At 27.9% G+C, this 21,805-nt stretch carries 19 protein-coding genes, 2 tRNA genes, 2 rRNA genes and 1 pseudogene; 6 read left to right on the top strand and 18 right to left on the bottom strand.

Features of this window, described 5'->3' with window-relative positions:
- Positions 1-108: 108 nt before the first annotated feature.
- The gene (locus SPJ33_RS10575) at positions 109-609 is read right to left on the bottom strand and encodes an NAD(P)H-dependent oxidoreductase (RefSeq protein ID WP_321117923.1); all 501 of its coding nucleotides are present in this window, start codon (positions 607-609) and stop codon (positions 109-111) included.
- Between the two features lie 148 nt (positions 610-757).
- Between SPJ33_RS10575 and SPJ33_RS10570 the strand changes: the two genes are divergently transcribed.
- The 3 genes from SPJ33_RS10570 to SPJ33_RS10560 all read left to right on the top strand — a co-directional run bounded on the left by SPJ33_RS10570 (position 758) and on the right by SPJ33_RS10560 (position 3,474).
- Positions 758-1,495, top strand: a complete 738-nt coding sequence (locus SPJ33_RS10570) for an NAD-dependent protein deacylase (protein ID WP_321117922.1) — start codon at positions 758-760, stop codon at positions 1,493-1,495.
- Positions 1,496-1,549: 54 nt separating this feature from the next.
- Positions 1,550-2,950 (top strand): aldehyde dehydrogenase, encoded by a 1,401-nt coding sequence (locus tag SPJ33_RS10565; RefSeq protein WP_321117921.1) that lies wholly within the window; start codon positions 1,550-1,552, stop codon positions 2,948-2,950.
- A gap of 236 nt (positions 2,951-3,186) precedes the next feature.
- On the top strand, positions 3,187-3,474 hold the full coding sequence (locus tag SPJ33_RS10560; RefSeq protein WP_321117920.1) for a hypothetical protein: 288 nt from the start codon (positions 3,187-3,189) through the stop codon (positions 3,472-3,474).
- Between the two features lie 43 nt (positions 3,475-3,517).
- On the opposite strand, the gene SPJ33_RS10555 is transcribed toward SPJ33_RS10560, so the two are convergent.
- The 7 genes from SPJ33_RS10555 to SPJ33_RS10525 form a co-directional block, all read right to left on the bottom strand.
- Positions 3,518-4,468: a type II CAAX endopeptidase family protein gene (locus SPJ33_RS10555; RefSeq protein WP_321117919.1), complete on the bottom strand. Its 951-nt coding sequence runs from the start codon at positions 4,466-4,468 to the stop codon at positions 3,518-3,520.
- Positions 4,469-4,650: 182 nt separating this feature from the next.
- The gene (locus SPJ33_RS10550) at positions 4,651-5,880 is read right to left on the bottom strand and encodes a competence/damage-inducible protein A (protein WP_321117918.1); all 1,230 of its coding nucleotides are present in this window, start codon (positions 5,878-5,880) and stop codon (positions 4,651-4,653) included.
- A 461-nt stretch (positions 5,881-6,341) separates the two neighbouring features.
- Positions 6,342-7,292, bottom strand: a complete 951-nt coding sequence (locus tag SPJ33_RS10545; RefSeq protein WP_321117917.1) for an ROK family protein — start codon at positions 7,290-7,292, stop codon at positions 6,342-6,344.
- Between the two features lie 122 nt (positions 7,293-7,414).
- A complete protein-coding gene (locus tag SPJ33_RS10540) occupies positions 7,415-7,651 on the bottom strand; it encodes a hypothetical protein (RefSeq protein WP_321117916.1) in 237 nt (78 codons plus the stop codon).
- 218 nt (positions 7,652-7,869) lie between these two features.
- Positions 7,870-9,948 carry an elongation factor G gene (gene fusA / locus SPJ33_RS10535; RefSeq protein WP_321117915.1) on the bottom strand — a complete coding sequence of 693 codons (2,079 nt, stop codon included), beginning with the start codon at positions 9,946-9,948 and terminating at the stop codon, positions 7,870-7,872.
- 303 nt (positions 9,949-10,251) lie between these two features.
- The gene (locus tag SPJ33_RS10530; RefSeq protein WP_321117914.1) at positions 10,252-11,259 is read right to left on the bottom strand and encodes a hypothetical protein; all 1,008 of its coding nucleotides are present in this window, start codon (positions 11,257-11,259) and stop codon (positions 10,252-10,254) included.
- 13 nt (positions 11,260-11,272) lie between these two features.
- Positions 11,273-12,280 (bottom strand): phosphodiester glycosidase family protein, encoded by a 1,008-nt coding sequence (locus SPJ33_RS10525; RefSeq protein WP_321117913.1) that lies wholly within the window; start codon positions 12,278-12,280, stop codon positions 11,273-11,275.
- Positions 12,281-12,603: 323 nt separating this feature from the next.
- On the opposite strand from SPJ33_RS10525, the pseudogene SPJ33_RS10520 reads away from it, so the two are divergent.
- From SPJ33_RS10520 to SPJ33_RS10510, 3 genes and pseudogenes are all read left to right on the top strand, one after another.
- Positions 12,604-13,045 (top strand): annotated as a pseudogene (locus SPJ33_RS10520) (hypothetical protein).
- Positions 13,046-13,163: 118 nt separating this feature from the next.
- A complete protein-coding gene (locus SPJ33_RS10515; RefSeq protein WP_321117912.1) occupies positions 13,164-13,376 on the top strand; it encodes an L-serine ammonia-lyase, iron-sulfur-dependent, subunit alpha in 213 nt (70 codons plus the stop codon).
- Entirely contained in the window at positions 13,315-14,382 is a 1,068-nt protein-coding gene (locus tag SPJ33_RS10510) for a PTS sugar transporter subunit IIC (protein ID WP_321117911.1), read from the top strand. Before SPJ33_RS10515 ends, SPJ33_RS10510 begins: the two co-directional genes overlap by 62 nt.
- A 57-nt stretch (positions 14,383-14,439) precedes the next feature.
- Here the strand turns inward: SPJ33_RS10510 and SPJ33_RS10505 are convergent, their stop codons facing one another.
- The 10 genes from SPJ33_RS10505 to SPJ33_RS10460 form a co-directional block, all read right to left on the bottom strand.
- Positions 14,440-16,263 (bottom strand): LTA synthase family protein, encoded by a 1,824-nt coding sequence (locus SPJ33_RS10505; protein WP_321117910.1) that lies wholly within the window; start codon positions 16,261-16,263, stop codon positions 14,440-14,442.
- Between the two features lie 25 nt (positions 16,264-16,288).
- Positions 16,289-17,728: a glycosyltransferase family 39 protein gene (locus SPJ33_RS10500; RefSeq protein WP_321117909.1), complete on the bottom strand. Its 1,440-nt coding sequence runs from the start codon at positions 17,726-17,728 to the stop codon at positions 16,289-16,291.
- A gap of 172 nt (positions 17,729-17,900) precedes the next feature.
- Positions 17,901-19,436 (bottom strand): AbgT family transporter, encoded by a 1,536-nt coding sequence (locus SPJ33_RS10495; RefSeq protein ID WP_321117908.1) that lies wholly within the window; start codon positions 19,434-19,436, stop codon positions 17,901-17,903.
- Between the two features lie 230 nt (positions 19,437-19,666).
- Positions 19,667-20,125 carry a VanZ family protein gene (locus SPJ33_RS10490; protein WP_321117907.1) on the bottom strand — a complete coding sequence of 153 codons (459 nt, stop codon included), beginning with the start codon at positions 20,123-20,125 and terminating at the stop codon, positions 19,667-19,669.
- Between the two features lie 96 nt (positions 20,126-20,221).
- On the bottom strand, positions 20,222-20,665 hold the full coding sequence (locus SPJ33_RS10485; protein ID WP_321117906.1) for a hypothetical protein: 444 nt from the start codon (positions 20,663-20,665) through the stop codon (positions 20,222-20,224).
- A 131-nt stretch (positions 20,666-20,796) separates the two neighbouring features.
- A complete protein-coding gene (locus SPJ33_RS10480) occupies positions 20,797-20,952 on the bottom strand; it encodes a hypothetical protein (RefSeq protein WP_321117905.1) in 156 nt (51 codons plus the stop codon).
- A gap of 388 nt (positions 20,953-21,340) precedes the next feature.
- Positions 21,341-21,416: transfer RNA gene (locus SPJ33_RS10475), tRNA-Ala, on the bottom strand.
- A 4-nt stretch (positions 21,417-21,420) separates the two neighbouring features.
- Positions 21,421-21,497, bottom strand: a tRNA-Ile gene (locus SPJ33_RS10470).
- A gap of 6 nt (positions 21,498-21,503) precedes the next feature.
- Positions 21,504-21,620: ribosomal RNA gene (rrf, locus tag SPJ33_RS10465) — 5S ribosomal RNA — on the bottom strand.
- A 52-nt stretch (positions 21,621-21,672) separates the two neighbouring features.
- Positions 21,673-21,805: ribosomal RNA gene (locus SPJ33_RS10460) — 23S ribosomal RNA — on the bottom strand; the annotation flags it as partial.

Raw genomic sequence — 21,805 nt, 5'->3', positions numbered from 1 at the left:
ATTAAACATTATTCTTACAAATAGACTTGGTCTATTATTATTTCCTATAGAATTATAAAATTTATTACTTTTTATTTTTAATTTTTTTATACATTTCTCTTTATTTTTTTAAGATATATCATTCCATTTAGCATTTCTTACATTAAGCCCACACTCAACTATTGTACTTACACCCCAATACTTAACAGATCTTTTTGTTGTATTTATTACATGCTTTGTTCCTGTTCCAGCAGTAGTTGAAACAATAAATACTGATTTTTTAAACATTTCTTCCATTGGCATATGAACTATATACATATGCCCAAAATGATCTAACAAAGTTTTCATTTGCCCTGTAACATCCATAACATAAGTAGGCGAAGCAAAAATTATTCCATCCGCATTTTTAAAACTATCATATATTTTCAATGTATATTCTGAATGAGGACATTTTTCTTTTCCATAATAAAAGCAATTAAAACATCCATTACAAAACTTTGGCATATCTTTCGGTAAAAAATATTCTTCAAATTCTATATCATCTTTAGTTTTAAGTTCATCCTTTATTATTTTAACTGTATTATAAGTATTTTCATGTCTTTCATTACCATAAATAATACAAATCTTCATTTATACACCTCTTCAAATTCTCACTATATATATATTACTTATATAATAAATTAATGGTGTATAATTAATATAAAATCGAATTTATTATTTTTCCTTATTTAACTAAATGTCAATAATATAATTATAAATATTGTTTGGAGATGATTTAATGAATACTAAAATAGAAAAATTAACTCAGATTATAAAAGAAAGTAACAATATAGTTTTTTTTGGAGGAGCTGGAGTATCAACAGAAAGCAATATACCTGACTTTAGAAGTGCTACAGGTCTTTTTAATGAAAAATTAAATATGACTTTTACACCAGAACAACTTGTTTCTCACTCTTTTTATGTTAGATATCCTGAAGAATTCTTTAATTTTTATAAAGCTAAACTTATATATCCTGAAGCTAAACCAAATCTTGGCCATATTGCTTTAGCTAAACTTGAAAAAATGGGGAAATTAAAGGCTGTTGTTACTCAAAATATTGATGGTCTTCATCAAGCTGCTGGTTCTAAAAATGTTTTTGAGCTTCATGGTTCAGTACATAGAAATTACTGTACTAAATGTGGTCAATTTTATGATGCTGATTTTGTATTAAAATCAAAAGGAGCTCCTATTTGTACTAATTGCGGAGGTCAAGTAAAGCCTGATGTTGTACTTTATGAGGAAGGTTTAGATAATGCTGTTATTAATAGAGCTGTAATGGCAATAAGTCAAGCTGATACTTTAATTATTGGTGGAACTTCTTTAGTTGTTTATCCTGCTGCTGGACTTATTGATTATTTTAGAGGTAAAAATCTTATCTTAATTAACAAAAGTTCAACTTCTGCTGATAATAAAGCTAATTTAGCTATTCATGATGCTATTGGTAAAGTTTTAGAAGAAGTTATTAATAATATATAATTTAAAATCTCTCATAATTTAACTATACTTATATAATACAAAGGAGAAGGTTATATGGATATTAATGAACTAAGTTTAAAAGATGTTGAAATAATCTTAGAAAAACAAAAGAATTATTTCAATACTCAAATAACAAAAGATATTGATTTTAGAATTAAACAATTAAAAATTCTAAAGCAAGGTATAAAAAAATATGAAACTCAAATATTAGATGCACTTCATAAGGATCTTGGCAAGCATAAAGTTGAAGCATATATGACAGAAGTGGGTTTTTCATACAATAGTATTTCAGAGGCAATTAAAAATTTAAGAAAATGGGCAAAACCAAAGAAAAAGGAAACTCCAATTTATTTAATGCCTGCAAAAAGTTATATAATCAATGAACCTTATGGATCAGTTCTTATAATAGGTCCTTACAATTATCCATTTCAATTAATTATAGAACCATTAATAGGTGCAATCTCAGCTGGAAATACCGCTGTATTAAAACCATCAGAGTTATCTCCAAACACATCAAAAGTAATTATAGATATGATGAACGAGATTTTTGATGATGAATATATAAAGTGTGTCGAAGGTGCTGTAGATACAACTACTTCTTTGATTAATTCTAAATTTGATTATATTTTCTTTACTGGCAGTGTTCCTGTTGGAAAAATTGTAATGCAAGCTGCTGCTAAAAATTTAATTCCTGTTACACTTGAACTTGGTGGTAAAAGCCCTGTAATTGTAGATGAAAGTGCAGATATTAAAGAAGCTGCAAAAAAAATTGTATGGGGAAAAATACTTAATGCAGGTCAAACTTGTATTGCTCCTGATTATGTAGTTGTACATGAAACTGTTAAAGATCAATTAGTTGATGAAATGATATATTCTCTAAAAAAATACTTAGGTGAAAATATAGAGGATAGCAATTCATTTGCACGAATTATAAATAATAAGCATTTTAATCGTATAAAAACTATAATAGAAAAGGATAAAAGTGGTATTATATTCGGTGGTAATACAAATGAAAAAGATAAATATATAGAGCCTACTTTAATAGATGTAAAATCTAGAGATTCTGCAAGCATGCAAGAAGAAATTTTTGGGCCTGTTTTACCTATAATGACTTATAAAAATTTAGATACAGTAATATCAGATATTACAAGTCATCCAAAACCATTAGCACTTTATATTTTTACAAATAATAATGCTGTTGAAAAGAAATTATTAAATGAGATTAGTTCTGGTAATGTAACTATTAATGATACTATAATGCACGTTTCAAATCCATACTTACCATTTGGTGGAGTTGGTAATTCAGGCATGGGTAACTATCATGGTGAATATAGTTTCATTACATTTTCACATCAAAAGGGAGTTTTAAAGAAATCTTCTTTCTTAAACAACACAATTTCTTATCCTCCATTTACTGATAAGAAATTTAACTTAATAAAAAAATTCTTTAAATAAATAATTGATAATATATGCTTAAAGTAACTGAATAATTTTTAAAACAAAAAATATATATAATATATAGCAATTTAGGAGTCTTTTTAATGAAATATCTTTTATTTGTTTTATTTATTTTAGTTATAATTTGTTTAGTATTATATTATGAAAAGAAACTTTTCTATTATAAAAAACAATTATTAATTGCTAATAATCAAATTAACAGATTACAAAAAAAAGTTCCCAAAGTTAATTCCATGAAAAAGAATGGAGTAATCCATATTAAATTTTCAGTTCCTAATTCTAATATGGGGATAATAAACGAAAATTCTAATGTTTATATATCACCTCTAGAATCCTCTGAATTAGTACAACATATAAATATTAATATGGAGGTAAAAATTTTAGATAAAGCTCAAATAAATAATCAAAATTGGTATTATATATCTCTTCCAATAGATAGCGATATAAATTCTAGAGGTTGGGTTATCGAAAAAAGTTTCTCTTATTTTTATGGAAGGTCTACTAACGTTACTGCAACATAAAGAAAAACCTTAGATAATAGATTAATCTATTATCTAAGGTTTTTTATATCATACTAGTAAGTGACATATATAAAATATAAATAATTACACTTGCTATAAGTGGTAAATTTATAATTCTTTCATTTGTTTCAATTAGACTTCCTGAAATACTTCTATATCCTTCAGGATTTTCTACTGTAACAACACCTCTTTCTCTTCCTAAAGTGTCTAATTTCTTAATTACAAAAAAGGCTAGTAATGAAACTACAATAAACATACCTATACTTCCTTGAAGCAATGACATTTTCTCTGTAAAAGGAAGCGTCTTAAGAGATACAGAGCTTGTTTTATCTATTTTATCCGGCTGAATAACGTTTATCAATTTTTGAAGTGTAACAGAGCTACCATTTATTATGAAGTGCATTATCATTGAGGTGAATATGCTTCCTGTAACTCTTACTGCATAAGCTAATATAAATCCAAGTACAGTTGCATATAAAAATTGATTTGCATCTAGATGAAATATTCCAAAGAATATTCCTATAATAACAGCTGATTTAAATCTACTCTTCCCACTATATCCAGATAATATTACACCTCTAAGTGTTATTTCTTCTGTAATAGCTGGCATTAAAGCTATTATTCCCATAAGTACAATATACGGAGTGCTTGATATTGATGTCATTAAATTTCCTATGTTATTTTCAAAAAAGAAACCACTTATAATACCAAAAAAATTCATTATTGGAACACATAAAAATCCTAGGATAATTACAAACATTAAATCTTTTAGTGGTAAAACTTTAAATTTAAAAGTTTCTATTACATTACATTTAGTTATTATTACATATATAATTGCTGGTATTATAAATATTATTATGTGATTGCAAACTAATGCTATTCTTATATCTCTTATTCCAATAAATCTATAAATCGGTAATAATACATAAGGCATAAATATTTCTAATAGTAGTATTATTAGAAAATATAAATTTGCTCTAAAAACTTTTTTCATATTTTCCTCCTTTTTTATTGTAATTAAGTATATTTTTAGAATTTAAGGAGATACTATCTAATGAGGCTAATGCTTCATTAATTAATCGCCTCTCCCCCATTTTATTTATATACAGAAAAAAACTCCTCTTTATTCTAAATAACAAAGAGGAGTTTTTCTCAATGTATTACTTAGATTAAAATTTATAATAAGCTTTTTCTTATTATATTTAAAGCTGTCATACTAGCTCTATTTCTAACTGAATTTCTATCTCCAACAAATATATGTTTATAAGATTTAACTTCACCATCTAGATATATGCCAAAGTATACAAGACCTACTGGTTTATCTTCTGTACCACCAGTTGGCCCAGCAATTCCAGTTGTTGATATACCAATTCTAGCTCCAGTTCTTTTTGCTATTCCTTCAGCCATTTCCCTTGCAGTTTCATGACTTACAGCCCCAAACTTTTCTAATGTTTCTTTTTTAACATTAAGCGTTCTAATCTTTGCTTCATTAGAATATGTTACAGCTCCTTCAAGAAAAACTTTTGATATTCCTGGGTATTCTATTAATTTAGATGATAATAGCCCTCCTGTACATGACTCACTAACTCCAATAGTCATATTTTTATTAACTAACATTTTTGCTACTGTATCTTGTAGTGTTGTATCTCCAGTATTATATACTGCATCTCCTAATCTTTTATAGATTTCATCTTTTACAGGCTTTATTAAATTTTTTGCCTCTTCTTCACTTTTAGCTTTTGCAGTTAATCTAAATATAACTTCACCTTCTTTAGCATAAGGTGCAATTGTAGGATTTTTGCCATTATCAATTAAATCTTGTAACTTATTTTCTGCTAAGCTTTCTCCTATACCAAATACTCTTAATACTTCTGAAACTATAGTTTCTCCAGTAAGTTTTTCTAAATATTTCTTTACATGCTTTTCAAACATTGGCTGCATTTCTTTTGGTGGTCCAGGTAATACTATAATGATTTTATTGTTTTTTTCAAATATAGCACCTGGTGCTGTTCCATTTTCATTATCTAATATAATTGCTTCTTTAGGAAAATATGCTTGTTTTTCATTGCTTTTTACAAACTCTCTTCCCATTTTTTTAAAATAATCTTTTATTTTCTTTAAGCTTTCTTCATGAAGGCACATTTCCATGCCAAAGAATTCTGCTGCAAGCTCTTTTGTCATATCATCTTTAGTTGGTCCAAGTCCACCAGTTGTAATTATAATATCACTTCTATCTAATGAATGTTTAAAACAATCTAGTATTCTTTCTCTATTATCTCCAACTGCTTCATGGTAATAGACATCTATTCCTAAATTAGCTAACTCCTTTGCAAGGTATTGAGCATTTGAATTTAGGATATCTCCTAAAATAACCTCTGTACCAACTGCAATTATTTCACATTTCATAAAAATCCCTTCTTACTATTAGTTTATTTAACCATAATATACATATATTTTATTATATATTATTTTTATAAAAATAATAAGGATGATAGTTATGCTTTTTAAAGATATACTACCATCCTAATCACCACAAGTTGAATGCAATTTTTTATGTTGCTATCCCTAGAATAAAAAAACTCTAAGGATAGCATATATAAAAAATCCTTCCTCTCATTACACAGAGTTTATTGCATGGGTAATTTATAAATCACTTAATTAACGCTGTTAAGCAACTTATAATTATGTATGAGAGAAGAGAATTTATTCATCTTCCCTTAATAACAATTTTACTCTTTATATTAATAAGATATGCACCTATACTTTGTTTTATTCAATTTTTTCTAATTCGTTCATGTTAATAATAGTTAAATCAACTTTAATTTTCATAAGTAAAAAACTGTAGCTAAATTAGCTACAGTTTTTTATTATTTATCTAATTCTAAAAGTGCTAATGCAACAGCACCTATAACTCCTGCATCTGTTCCTAATCCAGCAGGTACTATTTCACAGCTTTCTGCCATTGATTTAAAGCATCTCTTCTTAACAACTTCACGAACTTTTTCAAAAACTATATCTCCAGCTTTTGATACTCCTCCTCCGATAACTACCATTTCTGGATCGAAGATTGATATAGCATTAGCTACACCTATTCCAAGGAAACTTAATGCGTTATCTATAATATCCTTTGCAACTTCATCTCCATTTGCAGCTTCTTTGAATACTTCATATGATGTAACCTTTTCATATTTTTTAAGTGAAGTATCAACTTTACTATTAACAGCTTCTTGACCTCTCTTACCAATAGCTGTTCCTGATGATATTGCTTCTAAGCATCCTACATTTCCACAATTACATCTTGGTCCAAATGGTGAAACAGTTATATGACCAATTTCTAAAGCGTTTGATGTGTTTCCTCTGCAAATGTTTCCATCAACAATTGCTCCTCCACCTACACCAGTACTAACTGTGAAATAAACCATATTTTTCTTACCTTTACCTGCACCAAGCATATATTCACCGATTGCTGCAACATTAGCATCGTTATCTAAGAATACTGGTACATTAAACTTATCCTTTAATGGTTTTACTAAATTAAAATTAGTAAATGGTAAATTAGGAGTAGTTATTATTACACCTTCTTTTGAATCTAAAGGTCCTGGTGATCCTATACCTATAGCTTCTATATGTTCTATACTAGTATCACCTTCATCAATAACACGTTGAATATTGTTTATTATTCTTTCTAAAACTTTTTGTTCCCCTTCATGAGCATTTGTAGGAATTGTGCTTTGAGCTATAACATTCCCTTCAAAATCTGCAAGAGCAGTACTTATCTTAGTACCACCTAAGTCTACACCGACTACATACTTATTCATATAATCCTCCATTAATTTTAAGTTATTATATAATTCCATAAAAATAGGACTTACTATTCTATTTTAATATATTTATAGAAATAATAAAGTCCTTAATTACAATTAATTATCATTTTTTACTATTACTCATATTTATGAGCCATTATAAAGTAAATTCCTTCACTATTTATCCCTTCATTATCAATAGTGAATTTATTATCTTTAAGTATTGAACTTATTGTATCTATATTATTTTCATTTTCCTTATTTATAGATATTGTAAATTTATCTTCTTTATCAACTACACATAAATAATCATAGATATTACTATACTCACTTAGTCCAATTTCCCCACATATATCCATTCTATAATCAGACATAAGTTCTATCCTCCCATCAAACCAAAATTACATATCATTATTATGTGCAATTTTACATTTATTATTATATATTCTATAATTTTATTTTTATTCCATTTTTGCTATATAATATAGCTAATTTGTAATAATACTTTACTATTCCTAAATATATATTAACATTTTTATTTGTATAAAAAAAGTATTACTAAGATTTAAGTCTTAGTAATACTTCTTCATTATTACTCAATTTCACTATTTTTCTTTTCAATTATCTTATTACTTTCATTTGGAGGCACCTCTTCATATCTCTCAAAAGACATTTTATATTCCCCTCTAGCTTGAGTAATAGATCTTAAATCAGTAGCATAATTAAACATTTCTGCTAAAGGGACTTCACATATAACTCTTTGCTTATCATTTTCAGGCTCCATTCCAATAACTCTTCCGCGTTTTTTATTAATATCTCCTATTATATCTCCCATATATTCATCAGGTATTATTATTTCAACTCTCATTATAGGCTCTAAAAGTATTGAATTTGCAGCTTCAAGACCTTTTTTATATGCAATTGCCGTTGCTATTTTAAATGCCATTTCTGATGAATCTACAGGGTGATATGATCCATCATGAAGAGTTGCCTTAAGACCTATTACTGGATATCCTGCCAATACTCCATGTTTTATACAGTCTTTAAGCCCTTTTTCTACTGCTGGTATAAAGTTTCTAGGAACTGCTCCTCCAACAACCTTATCAACAAATTCTAAACTATCTTCTCCATCATGTCTTCTTTCAAATTTTATTTTCACATCTCCATATTGTCCATGACCACCTGATTGTTTTTTATGCTTTCCTTGTACATCTGCACTTCCTTTTATAGTTTCCCTGTATGGAATTTTTGGCATTCTAAGTAATACATCTGCACCAAATTTATTTTTTATTTTGCATGCTATAACTTCTAAATGAGTTTCTCCAAGACCTGATATTATAAGTTCTGCATTTTCTATATCACGTTTTAACTTAAATGTTGGATCTTCTTCTAATAATTTATTTAATGCAATAGAAATTTTTTCTTCATCACCTTTTGATTTAGGTAAAATTGCCATAGACATTACAGTCTCTGGGAAATTAAATTTATCATATACCACTTTAAAATTTAAATCTACAAGAGTATCTCCAGTTTCAGTAAATTGAAGCTTTGATACTGCACCTATATCCCCTGCTCCAATTTCATTTGTTTGTATTTGATTTTTGCCTCTCATGAAGAATATATTTGATAACTTTTCCTTCTTATTTTTATTTGAATTTACTACTGTCATATCATTTTTAAGTTTTCCTGTTATTACTCTAAATAAAGAAATTTTCCCTACAAAAGGATCTGCTATCGTTTTAAATACTAACCCTGAAAAAGGACTGTCTTCTGAAATAGAAACATATTCCTCTTCTCCTTTTTCATTTATAGCCTTTTGTGCAAGAGATAATTCAGGTGATGGAAAACATTCTACAACATCATCTAAAAAACATTCCATTCCTATTGCATTAATTGCACTTCCACACATTACAGGAGCTATTTCTCCTTTAGAACACCCATTTATTAAACCTTTATATATTTCTTCATCACTTAATGTTCCCTCTGAAAAATATTTATCTAATAATTCTTCATCTGTCTCTGCCACAACTTCCATTATCATTTCTTTACATTTATCTACTTTTTCTAATAATTCTTTTGGAATTTCTACATCATCTAATTTTTTTGTTTTATTATTGTATACCTTAGCCTTTTTTGATATTACATTTATTACTCCCCTAAAGTTAACTTCTTCTCCGATTGGATATTGAACTGGTACTACACTTATACCAAATTTATCTTTCAGTTCATTTAAAGTTTTATCAAAGTTTGAATTTTCTCTATCTAACTTATTTATAAAGAAAGCTCTTGGTAGTTTTATTTTATTACAATAATCCCAGGCTTTTTCCGTACCAACTTGAACACCCGATACTCCACATGTAACTATAATTCCAATATCAACTGCTCTCATTCCTTGGATGCTTTCACCTACAAAATCAAAATATCCTGGCATATCAACTAAATTAATCTTAGTTCCTTTCCATTCTAATGGTGAAACTGATACTGAAAGCGATATTCCTCTATGTTTTTCCTCTTCATCAAAATCTGATACTGTAGTACCATCTTCTATTTTTCCAAGCCTAGTAATCACTTTTCCAGCATATAATAGTCCCTCAACTAAAGAAGTCTTTCCAGTTGCTCCATGTCCTATAAACCCAATATTTCTTAAATTTTTTATATTGTAATTTTTCATCTATTATGAGGATATATTTCAATTAATATTTCTCAATTGATTTACCTCTCTACCCACCTTTCAAAAACTCTCATATTAATTTTTATGAAATATAAAGGTGTTTTAGAATTATAGCTTAATATAAATGTATCTATAATTTTTTGTAATATATTTAGAACAACTCGAAATTAAATAACATAGTATGATATTACAAACTAACTTAAACTATATTAATAATTATAAACTCCTCCTTTTTCTGTTTACCTTTGCTATAAAATTAAGGTAATAAAAAAGAGAGAGCAAAATTTTGCTCTCTCTTTTTTATTATTTAGTAAAATTCGTTCTATAGAATTTTCCGTCTAATATACTTGCTACCCCATTACTATAATAAGCAACAAAGTTACCTTTATATTTTATTTCCGCTGAAGATTTAATTTCCTTTACAACCTTCTTGCTAGGGTTATTTACATATATCTGACCTTTTCCATTAATAAATATATTACTCTTTTCAACTGGTTTGTCTAACTTTATTTTTTCACTCTTAGAATTTATATTATCTAAATTCTTTTTAATTATTCCATCTACCAAGTTATTCTTTATTTGTCCAACATAAACATATCCATCTTCATCTATTCCTAATATCTCTATTTGTTCATTAGAGTCTATAGGTATTCTGCTAACAGGTTGAGTCATATGAATTACTGTTCCCTTTTTAGCAACGTAAACTAATCTATCTTTAGTTGGCATTACTGAAACACTTCCTAAGCTTTGTACAGCTAATGGTACATTAGTCGCAAAGCTTTGATTTATATCTATTCTATAAATAGCATTGTTTATTTGAATATAAGTAACACCTGTAATTGTTGAAACTTGTATATCAAAATTTTTATAATTTGCTTTATATGGACAAATATCAACTATCTTTTGATCAGTTTGCTTTTGAGCATCATAATTGTACAATACTATTTCGCCATCTTCTACTTCTAGTGTAAGTAACTTATTTCTATCTTGAAGCCAAATTGATCTTAATATTACTCTTCCTTCTGAATTTTTTAATACATCTACATCCCCAGTATTAGTATTACATACCTTTAATGCTTTATCTTCATAATAAGCTACATATTTTGCATCATAAGATACCTTTATGTCTTTTGCATTATCTGGTATATGAACATGCATATTTGTATTAACATGATTATCATCTATTTTTACTTGTTCCATATTAACATTAGTATTGTCTTTAAAGTAAAACTTATCTAAAAAGAATAATACACTACATTGTAATATAAGCGATAAAATTACCCACGATAATATCATCTTTAATTTTTTCATAACTTCTCCTTTGTTATTTTACTATAATTGAGGATGCTATATATCTTTCTCCAAGTCCATTAGATACATTATTTATAACTTGTCCATTTAAATACATTGTAGATGATTTTCCACCATCTAAGTTTATGGCAGTTACACATTCTCCTTTTGTAAGCATAAGAGATTGAAGTTCTGTAATTGTACATCCTAAACCTGAAACTAAATCTCTACCGTCAATTACCATCATAACTATTGATCCATCAGCTCTTTGTCCTATTGCAGTTCTTGGTGCTATACCTCTTGCACCATCTGAACCTTCTAATGCAGTAGGAACTCCATCTTTAATTAAAACAGGTTTAAAGCTAACTGCTTCTTGAACATCTAATGCTTTTAATTCATTTATAGAATATTTACCTGCAAGCATTTTACCTTCTTTAGTAATAGCCATACATTCTGTTTTTGAATTATCTGTTTTTAAGTCTGAGAAAACTATTTTACCATTAGATATTATAACCCCTGTAGGTGTCCCTCCATTACCTGTCCAGTTTGAATTACTCGATGTATCTATAAAAGCTCCTCCATTTATGGCTGCTACTGCATTATTTTGCATTGCCATTTCTGAAGTTGTTTGTCCTTTTTTATACATACTACTTGTATATGCAACCTTTACTCTCTTAGGGTCCTTAATTACTAACATATATCCATTATATTTTGAATTGTCGAACTTATAAAGTTCCATTGTATTATCATGAGTTCCACTTACTTCAACTACTGAATTATTACTTTTAAAATCTAAATTTTGATTTCGAGTATCGGAAGAATTAAGTATATTATCAATTCTTTCTTTTGATAAAAACATTGTTGCTAAATATTGATGATTAAAAGTCGTCATGGCAGATCCAACATATATTCTTTTAGCATTGTCAAATGGACCATAAAGCAATATAAATGGTGCTGTAATTATAGTAAAAATTAATTCAAACATTATAAATGCAATAAATCTTTTCCATTTTTTCTTATTTCTTTTTCTTTTGCTCCCCATTAAAACTCTCCCAAATAAATTTTTAAAAAGTTATTTTATTATTATATATTATTTTAATATTTTAATAAATATATATTAACTATTATAATTGACAAAAAATTAATTTATTAAATAAATGTAACAAATTTAATAAAATACTTTATTTTATTAAATATATATAATTAAATTACAACATCCGAATTTTGTCAATAAATTATATTTAATCTTACATTTTTCTTAACATTTCCTTTTCTAATATACTTTTTTGATAATTAATAGCACATTGACAATCTTTTTTGAAAAAGTTTAATATCATTGTGTAAATTAAAAAGGAGATGTTTTATATAAAAAATTTAGGCATTTTTGATATTTTAGGTCCTATAATGGTTGGCCCCTCATCCTCACACTTATAAAGGTCATGGAACTGATCGAGTCTTTGTTACTGGAATCCTTGGAATGAATTCAAGTGATGATAATCTTAAAAATTCAATTCTAATTTCTCAAAATAAAGGTTTAAAAATTAAATTCATCGAACAAGATTTAGGATAAGTACATCCAAACACAGTAAAATTTCTAATTAAAGATACATCCAATCATAACCATGAAATAATAGATAAAAATCAAATAAATATTGCTTTTATGAAACTCGGTAGAGCTGAAAAATATAAATATGCAACTATGACTTTTGAAGTTTATAGTAATATATCTTTCAAACTATCAGATAAAATAAAAAAAATATATCGCGTGAACAATTATTTTTACAAATTCATGAAACCCTTAATGTAATGAAACAAGCTGCTAATATAGGCAAGCAAAAGAAAGTTTATTCATTAATTTAAATTGCAAAAGTACTTAGAATCTAATAAAATAATCATTAAGAGATACAGCTATTACAGTTATGTCCATGGCTTTATCATATTCTGAAGTAAACAGTTCAATGGGTAAAATAGTTGCTTATCCAACCACTGGTTCTTGTGGAATTATACCAGCAGCAATACTTACAACTGATAAAAAACTTGGTAAAACTAAAGACTACAAATTTGAGGAGGAAAACAATGCAAGTTTTAATTGGAACAGGACTTTTATTATTAGTATTAGCGTGTTTTACACTATTTAGTTATAAGGCGCCACAAGGGATGAAGGCAATGGGAGCTCTTGCTAGTGCAGCATGTGCAAGTTTCTTAGTTGAAGCATTCCATTCTTCATTCTTCGGTGATGTGTTACATATAGAATTTTTAAAAAAGATCGGCGAATCAAATGGTAGCTTAGGTGGGATTGCTGCTGCAACTCTTGTACCTTTAGCACTTGGTGCATCACCAGTATATTCAGTTTTAATTGGATTATCATGTTCAGGACTTGGGATATTGCCTGGATTTATAGCTGGATATTTGATGTCCTTCGTTGTTAAGTTTTTAGAAAAAAATTTACCTGGAGGATTAGATTTAATAGTTATAATAGTATTTGCAGCTCCTCTTACTAGACTTATAGGTGATTGTATGACACCAATAGTTAATTCAACACTATTAAAAATCGGACAAATTTTAGTTGCTTCTGCAGATTCTAATCCTATAATAATGGGAATAATTCTTGGTGGTATAATAACTGTTGTTGCAACTGCACCTCTTAGTTCTATGGCTCTAACAGCGATGCTTGGTCTTACAGGTGTTCCAATGGCAATAGGTGCTTTATCAGTATTTGGTTCATCTTTCTTAAACTTAGTATTATTTAAAAAAATGAAGTTTGGAAGCAAAAAAGATACTATATCAGTTGCAATAGAACCTTTAACTCAAGCAGATATAATAACAGCAAATCCTATTCCTATCTATGTAACTAATTTTATAGGTGGCGCTTTATGTGGCATTATAATTGTTATTATGGAACTTGTTAATATGTCTCCAGGTACAGCTACTCCTATAGCTGGGTTTGCGGTAATGTTTGCATATAATCCACCATTTAAAGTATTACTTACAGCTTTATGTTGTGCTGTTATAAGTGCTGGTAGTGGTTACCTAGGTTACATTATGTTTAAAAGTTATAAAATAAAAACAACTTCTGAAATTCGCGGGAACAATACAAAGGCTAATAAAAAATCTGATGAAACTCTTAATGAAAAATTTTCTTAAAAATAAAAGCCTAGAGCAAAATCTCTAGGCTTTTATTTTTAAATATATTTGTCTGTATTAATTAACTAATCCTCTGTTTTCAAAATACTTATTTTTGATTATATAATCAGCTATCTTATATGCCTCTTGTAATTTTTGTTTCTCTTCTTTAGTAGGATTTCCAACTACTATACTTCCTTTAATTACGGTAGCATCTCTATTTGTATTTAAAAGGTTTCTTCCCATGAATTTAGCATTTGTATTTATACCTAAAAGATATAGAACCGTAGGTGCTACATCACTTTGACCCCCTGGTGCATTTATAGTTTCTCCTTTTATACCCTTTCCATAAATAAATAATGGTATTTTATGATCTACCTTTTTCCACCAATCACCTTCAAGAGGTAGATTTTGAATTTCATCATTATAATATTTATGTACTCCAGTATGATCTCCATATATAACTAAAACTGTATTGTCTAGAAGTCCAAGCTTTTCTAATTTATCCATAAAGAAACCTATTTGTTCGTCTGCATAGTGAATGCTTTGGAAATACCCACCTAATTTAGTTTCATCAATTTCCTTTGGAAGTTTTAATTTTCTATACTTCTCTGGCAAATCAAATGGCCCATGACTAGATAAAGTAGGTATCATTGAAAAGAATGGTTGTTTTAGTGTTTTAAGTTTATCTGCATATTGATCATAAAAAGATTTATCAGAAAGCCCCATTCCAAATGAATCACTTATATCATATGAATCTATATCCCACATTTTTTCATAACCTAATGCATTACTATGAGCTTCAGACCAATTCCAATCTCCAGCTCTTTCTGCGTGTGTAGATGCCACAGTATATCCATTTTTCTTAAGTATTCTTGGAAGTGCAGGATATTTAACATCAGCATGAGTTAAAAATGTTATACTATCCCCTAAAGTTAACAAGCCTGAATTAATCATCATATCACAGTCTATACTATTTCCGGCATTATTTTGTTCATATATATCATCAAAATAAAATGATTTTTTCATAAGTTTATTTAAATTAGGAGTTATTTCTTGTCCATATACCTTTTGACCAATTACAAAATTCTCTAAAGACTCTATTTGCATGAATATAACATTTTTCCCTTTAAAAATTCCTTTATATTTATTATCAGGTAACTTTTGATTATTCCATTCAAGCCATTGATCAACTTGCTTCATTTCATCTTCATTTGGTTTCATGTTTTTCTTTTCAACAGCAACTACACCTTCATATACATGATATCCTAATGGAGAAGCATTTTGCATCATAGCAAATGGTGACCATTCAGTACTCATATATGATACTTTTCCATCAGTTATATCCTTAATATCAAATAAATAATGAGTTCCGTATATAACTACAATACAAGCAACTAAAACACTTATTGCTAATTTAGCATGTTTCTTATAGTTTTCTATACACTTAAATTTATTTCTTATTAATATAAATATAGGTATATCAATTATAAATAATAAATCTAGTTTGTCTGGATTTATTAAGTTCTCTCTTAATGGATTAAACATTTCTCTAAAGAATATATGTCTAAGTCCTAAATAATTTCTACTTGCCCTATAATACCAAAGATCCGCTAATAATAATATTGAATACAATGTATCTATTACTATTAAATAAGTAAGTTGTCTTTTCCCTTTGAAAAAGAAAGACGGAATAAATAGTATCAATATAAATGCTACATGAGCTAAAAGTAGCTCTGTATCTACTTGTACACCCCATCCTATAAAAGTTCTACCAGTAAGTGAAGAACCAATCGCCATAAACGATATTGTTTTAACTACTAAAACTAAAAATACAATTATCTTAATTAAGGTTTCCTTCTTTATTTTTTTCAGATTATTACATGCTTTTTTAAATTTCATAATATTTTTCACCTATTTATCTATGCTAATTAGTCCATTCTTTTATTTTTTCAACACCAGAAACAGCTAAAATAATAAATAGCCAACATACTATATATGAATATCTTGATTGCATTTCTGTTATCAAATAAGCAACCCCATATCCACAGAATATTATATAGAATAAATTTATTTCAGAATTATCTTTAAATCTCTTCTTATTAAATAAACCTATAAATACAAGTACTATTATCAATGCATAAATAACTTGGAAGATTTCTTTTCCTCCCTTATCAAATTTTATTATTATATCTTCTTCTGGTACATTAAGCTGTGACCAAAACACCCCACTTAAATCTCCTTCACTCCACTGAACCCAATATTTTTCTATATAAAAACTCAATAATTCTGTAATTGGAGTTGTTGTTAGTCTTTCAAAAATAATATCCTTACATGCATTTTGTATATCATCATAATTAAAATTATACTTTTCTGGAATTGCTGCATCTTCTGGATTCCATCTACCACCATACTTTATATTAGTTCCTTTAAGTGTATTAGTAATTGATGGTTCAGTTCCTCTCCAAAGATTATTTTGAGTAATTTTTGCTGCTCTTAAGCTTGTGCTAACTAATACTAAAACTAATAAAAATGATATAACAATCATAAGAGTAGACTTTATTTTTTCTTTTATATTAGTATTTGTATAAATTATAATATACATAACAAATGCTATTAAAGTTACTACAGCTACCATTCTAAATAAATTCCCAATTGATAAAAGTATTCCTGTAACAATAAACATCCATGAACTAACTTTTTTCTTACATGCTAAAAGGAAAATATATATACTTACTAAATAAAATGGTATAGCTAAATTTTCTGTACAAAATACACCTGTATATGTTATAAGTGGTGGGAAAATTGCTGCTATTAAAGTTCCGATTAATACAACTTCTTTTTTATCAAAAATTTCTTTAAGTATTAAATAGATCAGATAAACTACCAATACTCCCATCGCTAAATTAACAATTTTCATTGCTAATAGTGCATCTTTAAAGAATTTAAGCATAAATGTCATATACATAACCATCATAGTTAAATGTGGAAATCTAGCTATATAACCTGTCCCCCATAATGTATCATAATTTCCTTGTAATACTGCCTTAGCACTTTCATACATAGTATTAAAATCAGATACTGGTACTGATTTTATATTTACTAGCCATAATGCTCTTAATAAAAAACTCCACAATAAAATAATAATAATTTTACTATTGCTTTTTAAGCGTTTGCTTTTAACTAAAAAAATCCCAAGTAAAATACTTATCCCTAAAAATATAACAGAATATACAGTTGATAAATCCATTCCTTTATAGTAGATTTTCAAACTAGCTATTGCTGAAAAAACTAAAATAAGTATTAGAGGTTTTAATGCTATAGTTACAAAGCTTGTAAAAGCATCTTTAAACTTCCTTATTTCCATTATAAAAATCCTCCAACAAAAATTTACAAATATCATTTTATCATAATCTAAATATTTTTGTTCAATTATAAAAATACTTTTCTAAATCATTTTTAAACTTGAGAATTTACCACAAACTAAAAAGAACAGTAGATTATAAAAATCCCTGTTCTTTTTCTATAATATATAAAAATTATATGAATAATGATGCTCCTGGTCCAAGTGGCAATCCTAATAACATCCAAACTATTAATAATACAGACCATGCTATTAAGAATATTATTGAATATGGAACCATTGTTGAAATTAAAGTTCCTATTCCCATATCCTCATCATAAACTTCTGCAAATGCAACTATCAATGCAAAATACGTCATAAGAGGAGATATTATATTAGTAGTTGAATCACCAATTCTATATGCCATTTGAATAAGTTCTGGAGAATTTCCAAGACCCATAAACATAGGAACAAATACTGGAGCCATAATAGCCCATTTTGCTGATGCTGATCCCATGAATAAATTTATAAATGCTGAAACTAATATAAATCCTAATATTAAAGGTATTCCAGTTATATTAGCATTCTTTAAGAAATCTGCACCCTTTACTGCAATAACAGTACCTATGTTAGTGTGATTGAAATAAGCAACAAATTGAGATGCGAAGAATACTAAAACTATATATCCTCCCATTGATGACATGCTCTTACCCATTAAGCCTATCACTTGTTTATCACTTGTTATTTCTCTTTTACCTATTCCAAATGCAACTCCTGGTATAAAGAATACCATTGAAATTATTGCTACCATAGAATCCATGAAAGGTGATTTTAATATTTCTCCTGTTTCAGGGTTTCTAAGTGCTCCAGTCTTTGGAACAACAAGTATTGCCATAACTATAGCAAATAAAAGTAATGCAATTCCAGCAAATTTTAATCCTCTTTTTTCTTCTGGAGTAATATCTGTTATCTCTTCAGTTGCTTTATTACCTTTGTATTCTCCAAGTCTTGGTTCTACGATCTTTTCTGTAACTATAGTACCTACAATTGTAATTAAAATAGTTGATGCAATTAAGAAATACCAATTTGAAGCTATACCTACTTCATACCCAACTTGAGCCATTTGAGCTGATTCTTGAGTTATACCTGCAAGTAATGCATCTGTTGGCCCAAATATAATATTTGCACTAAATCCACCTGATACTCCTGCAAAAGCTGCTGCAATACCTGCAAGTGGGTGTCTCTTAAAGCTTAAGAATACAACTGCTCCTAAAGGTATAAGAATTACATAACCTGCATCTGATGCAATATTTGAAACTATACCAGCAAATACAACAACCACTGTGATTAGTCTCTTAGGAGTACTTGTTACTAACTTCTTTAATAATGTTCCTATAAGGCCTGTCCCTTCAGCAACACCAACTCCAAGTAAAGCAACTAAAACAGTTCCAAGTGGTGCAAAACTTGTAAAGTTACTTACAACGCTTTGGAACATATATCTAATTCCTTCCGGAGTTAAAAGAGATTGCACAGTTACTGTTAACTCTTTAATTTCCATAGTAGCTCTATCTAATCCAGTATATGTAACGCCTACTCCCATTTTAGCTAATACAGCTGATAAAACTACAATTCCTACACATAAAATGACAAAAATAGTAGCTGGATGTGGTAATCCATTTCCTACTCGTTCAACCATACCAAGAAAACCTTTTTGTTTTGTTTTCTGTTTCATAATTATCCCCTCCCCTTAATTAAGCATGAATTCACTTCGTCTTCATAAAAAACACATTTGTTTTTAATATGAACACATTATATAATATTTTTGTAAACAAAGCAACTTTTTATTAATAAAAATTTAAAACTTTATTAATAAAATTATAAATATACTTTTATAAGAATTTTTCCTTCTTATTATTTAATAAAATTAATAACTTCCCCTAAAAAATAAAAAAGCAAAGATCTTTATTGATTCTTTGCTTTTTTATAAGTTATTAAATTTTTTATTATAAGTACTATTATTGATCCTGTAGCTGCACCTGAAGTATCTATTAACACATCAGTAAATCTTCCCGCTCTTCCTTCAACAAATAACTGATGGAATTCATCAGTGCCTGCATAAATGAAAGATAACCCAATTGAATATATTAATGCTTTATTTTTATTTATATACATTCTTAAAACATTAAAATATAATAAACTTAATATTAAATACTCTGTAAAGTGTGCACCTTTTCTTATTATTGTAATTGCTATATCTACATAGTTATTTGATATACTAATTCCTAAAGTTTCTACAAGATTTAAAACAAAATCACTTTGTCCATTAGAAACATCAGCTGGCTGATTAGACATATAAAATATAAATATCATCCAGGCAATTAATATAATCCAATAAACTACCTTTTTATATTTAGTATTCATTTAAAAAATCTCCTATAAATAATCATAAATATATTATACTATAATGTATTTATCAAGTAAATTTTCTAAATATTTAATACTATTACTATATCTACATTATTTATTTTCCACTATATACTTATTTATATATGCTAAGGATTCTTCTAAAATATTTTGACCACGTTCTAAATTTTCAATCTTAATGTCTAAATTAAGCAATTTTTGTTCTATAGAATTCATCTGATTCTTTAATTCTTGTAGTAATTTTGTATCATATGGAATTTGTATACCATCATCATCTATAAATATTCTTTCTGGTGGATCTCCACATTCTGAACACTTACAATATAATTTATTTGCATTAATATCTCTAAATAACTTAAAAGTATCATTTTTACATGAAACACATGTTGATAGAAGCTCATATCCATCACTACCTATTTCATATATATACTTGTCTCCACATTCCTTACAAGTTGCTTGAATATTATTATCTATAGTTTCAATATGAAATTTATTTCCTGAGCATCCTTCTTTTTTACATACAACAGTTCTAATCATTCTTACCCCTCCAATAATAATATTAAGATATATCTAAATAAATTATATTATTGAATATAGGTAATTATTCTAAAATAAAATAGAAACCTAGATACATTTCTCAGGCTTCTAATCTATAAATCGTATTTTTATTAATCTACATTTTTTTCTTGCAATTCATTGATACTATTTTCAATTTCTTTTATTTTTTCATCTAGACTAGAAGTTTTCTTTCCAGCTAAAATTAATTCTCGCTTCTCAAGCTTTAATTGTTTAAGACATTCTTTTAATTCTTCTATCTTCGTCAAAAAAAACACTCCCCATCCTAAGATTTAAAAGACTCTAAATTTTTACGTTCTTCATATTCTTATTATATGAATTTATAAGTTTTTAGTTCTACTTTTTGAAAACGTAATCAAGCAAATTAATTATATCTATAAATTAATTATATATAATCACAAGTTACTTGTATATAACTAACTTTAGCAATATTTTTTCATTTTATTACATTTTTTAATTTATATATTTGTATATTTATAATTATTTTATTATTTATCAAAAAATATATAATATTATATAAATTACACTTTTTTAAAATTGTATTTATACAAAATTATATTTATAATTATAACATATTTAAAATAATGAATTATAAATAAAAAAAGCTATGAACATAAGTTCATAGCTTTCCACCTTTGGTGGAGATAAAGAGATTCGAACTCTTGACCCCCTGCGTGCAAGGCAGGTGCTCTCCCAACTGAGCTATACCCCCAAAATGGTGGACCTTCAGGGACTCGAACCCCGGACCTACCGGTTATGAGCCGGTTGCTCTAACCAACTGAGCTAAAGATCCAATTGGACCTGGCAATGTCCTACTCTCCCACACAGTCTCCCGTGCAGTACCATTGGCGCTATAGAGCTTAACTTTCCTGTTCGGAATGGGAAGGAGTGTTTCCTCTATGCCATCATCACCAGATTTCAGATTATTCTCTGAAAATTGCACATGAATTTTTGTTGATCGTCTTTTATTGGTCAAGCCCTCGACCTATTAGTATCAGTCAGCTGAACATGTTACCATGCTTACACCCCTGACCTATCAACCTTGTGTTCTTCAAGGGGTCTTACTAGCTTACGCTATGGGAAATCTCATCTTGAGGTGGG

Source organism: Clostridium sp., assembly GCF_034179595.1.
In the GTDB taxonomy this organism is placed as follows: Bacteria; Bacillota; Clostridia; order Clostridiales; family Clostridiaceae; genus Clostridium.
This window is presented reverse-complemented; position numbering and strand designations above follow the sequence as displayed.

What these genes read in the sequence shown, in the direction of transcription:
- SPJ33_RS10575 (WP_321117923.1), bottom strand. Translation starts at nt 609, where the DNA reads ATGAAGATTTGTATTATTTATGGTAATGAAAGACATGAAAATACTTAT.
- SPJ33_RS10505 (WP_321117910.1), bottom strand. Translation starts at nt 16,263, where the DNA reads ATGAAATTTAAAAAAGCATGTAATAATCTGAAAAAAATAAAGAAGGAA.
- SPJ33_RS10545 (WP_321117917.1), bottom strand. Translation starts at nt 7,292, where the DNA reads ATGAATAAGTATGTAGTCGGTGTAGACTTAGGTGGTACTAAGATAAGT.
- SPJ33_RS10515 (WP_321117912.1), top strand. Translation starts at nt 13,164, where the DNA reads ATGGCTTTATCATATTCTGAAGTAAACAGTTCAATGGGTAAAATAGTT.
- SPJ33_RS10490 (WP_321117907.1), bottom strand. Translation starts at nt 20,125, where the DNA reads ATGAATACTAAATATAAAAAGGTAGTTTATTGGATTATATTAATTGCC.
- SPJ33_RS10530 (WP_321117914.1), bottom strand. Translation starts at nt 11,259, where the DNA reads ATGAAAAAATTAAAGATGATATTATCGTGGGTAATTTTATCGCTTATA.
- SPJ33_RS10495 (WP_321117908.1), bottom strand. Translation starts at nt 19,436, where the DNA reads ATGAAACAGAAAACAAAACAAAAAGGTTTTCTTGGTATGGTTGAACGA.
- SPJ33_RS10560 (WP_321117920.1), top strand. Translation starts at nt 3,187, where the DNA reads ATGAAAAAGAATGGAGTAATCCATATTAAATTTTCAGTTCCTAATTCT.
- SPJ33_RS10570 (WP_321117922.1), top strand. Translation starts at nt 758, where the DNA reads ATGAATACTAAAATAGAAAAATTAACTCAGATTATAAAAGAAAGTAAC.
- SPJ33_RS10485 (WP_321117906.1), bottom strand. Translation starts at nt 20,665, where the DNA reads ATGATTAGAACTGTTGTATGTAAAAAAGAAGGATGCTCAGGAAATAAA.
- fusA (WP_321117915.1), bottom strand. Translation starts at nt 9,948, where the DNA reads ATGAAAAATTACAATATAAAAAATTTAAGAAATATTGGGTTTATAGGA.
- SPJ33_RS10525 (WP_321117913.1), bottom strand. Translation starts at nt 12,280, where the DNA reads ATGGGGAGCAAAAGAAAAAGAAATAAGAAAAAATGGAAAAGATTTATT.
- SPJ33_RS10565 (WP_321117921.1), top strand. Translation starts at nt 1,550, where the DNA reads ATGGATATTAATGAACTAAGTTTAAAAGATGTTGAAATAATCTTAGAA.
- SPJ33_RS10555 (WP_321117919.1), bottom strand. Translation starts at nt 4,468, where the DNA reads ATGAAAAAAGTTTTTAGAGCAAATTTATATTTTCTAATAATACTACTA.
- SPJ33_RS10500 (WP_321117909.1), bottom strand. Translation starts at nt 17,728, where the DNA reads ATGGAAATAAGGAAGTTTAAAGATGCTTTTACAAGCTTTGTAACTATA.
- SPJ33_RS10510 (WP_321117911.1), top strand. Translation starts at nt 13,315, where the DNA reads ATGCAAGTTTTAATTGGAACAGGACTTTTATTATTAGTATTAGCGTGT.
- SPJ33_RS10540 (WP_321117916.1), bottom strand. Translation starts at nt 7,651, where the DNA reads ATGTCTGATTATAGAATGGATATATGTGGGGAAATTGGACTAAGTGAG.
- SPJ33_RS10550 (WP_321117918.1), bottom strand. Translation starts at nt 5,880, where the DNA reads ATGAAATGTGAAATAATTGCAGTTGGTACAGAGGTTATTTTAGGAGAT.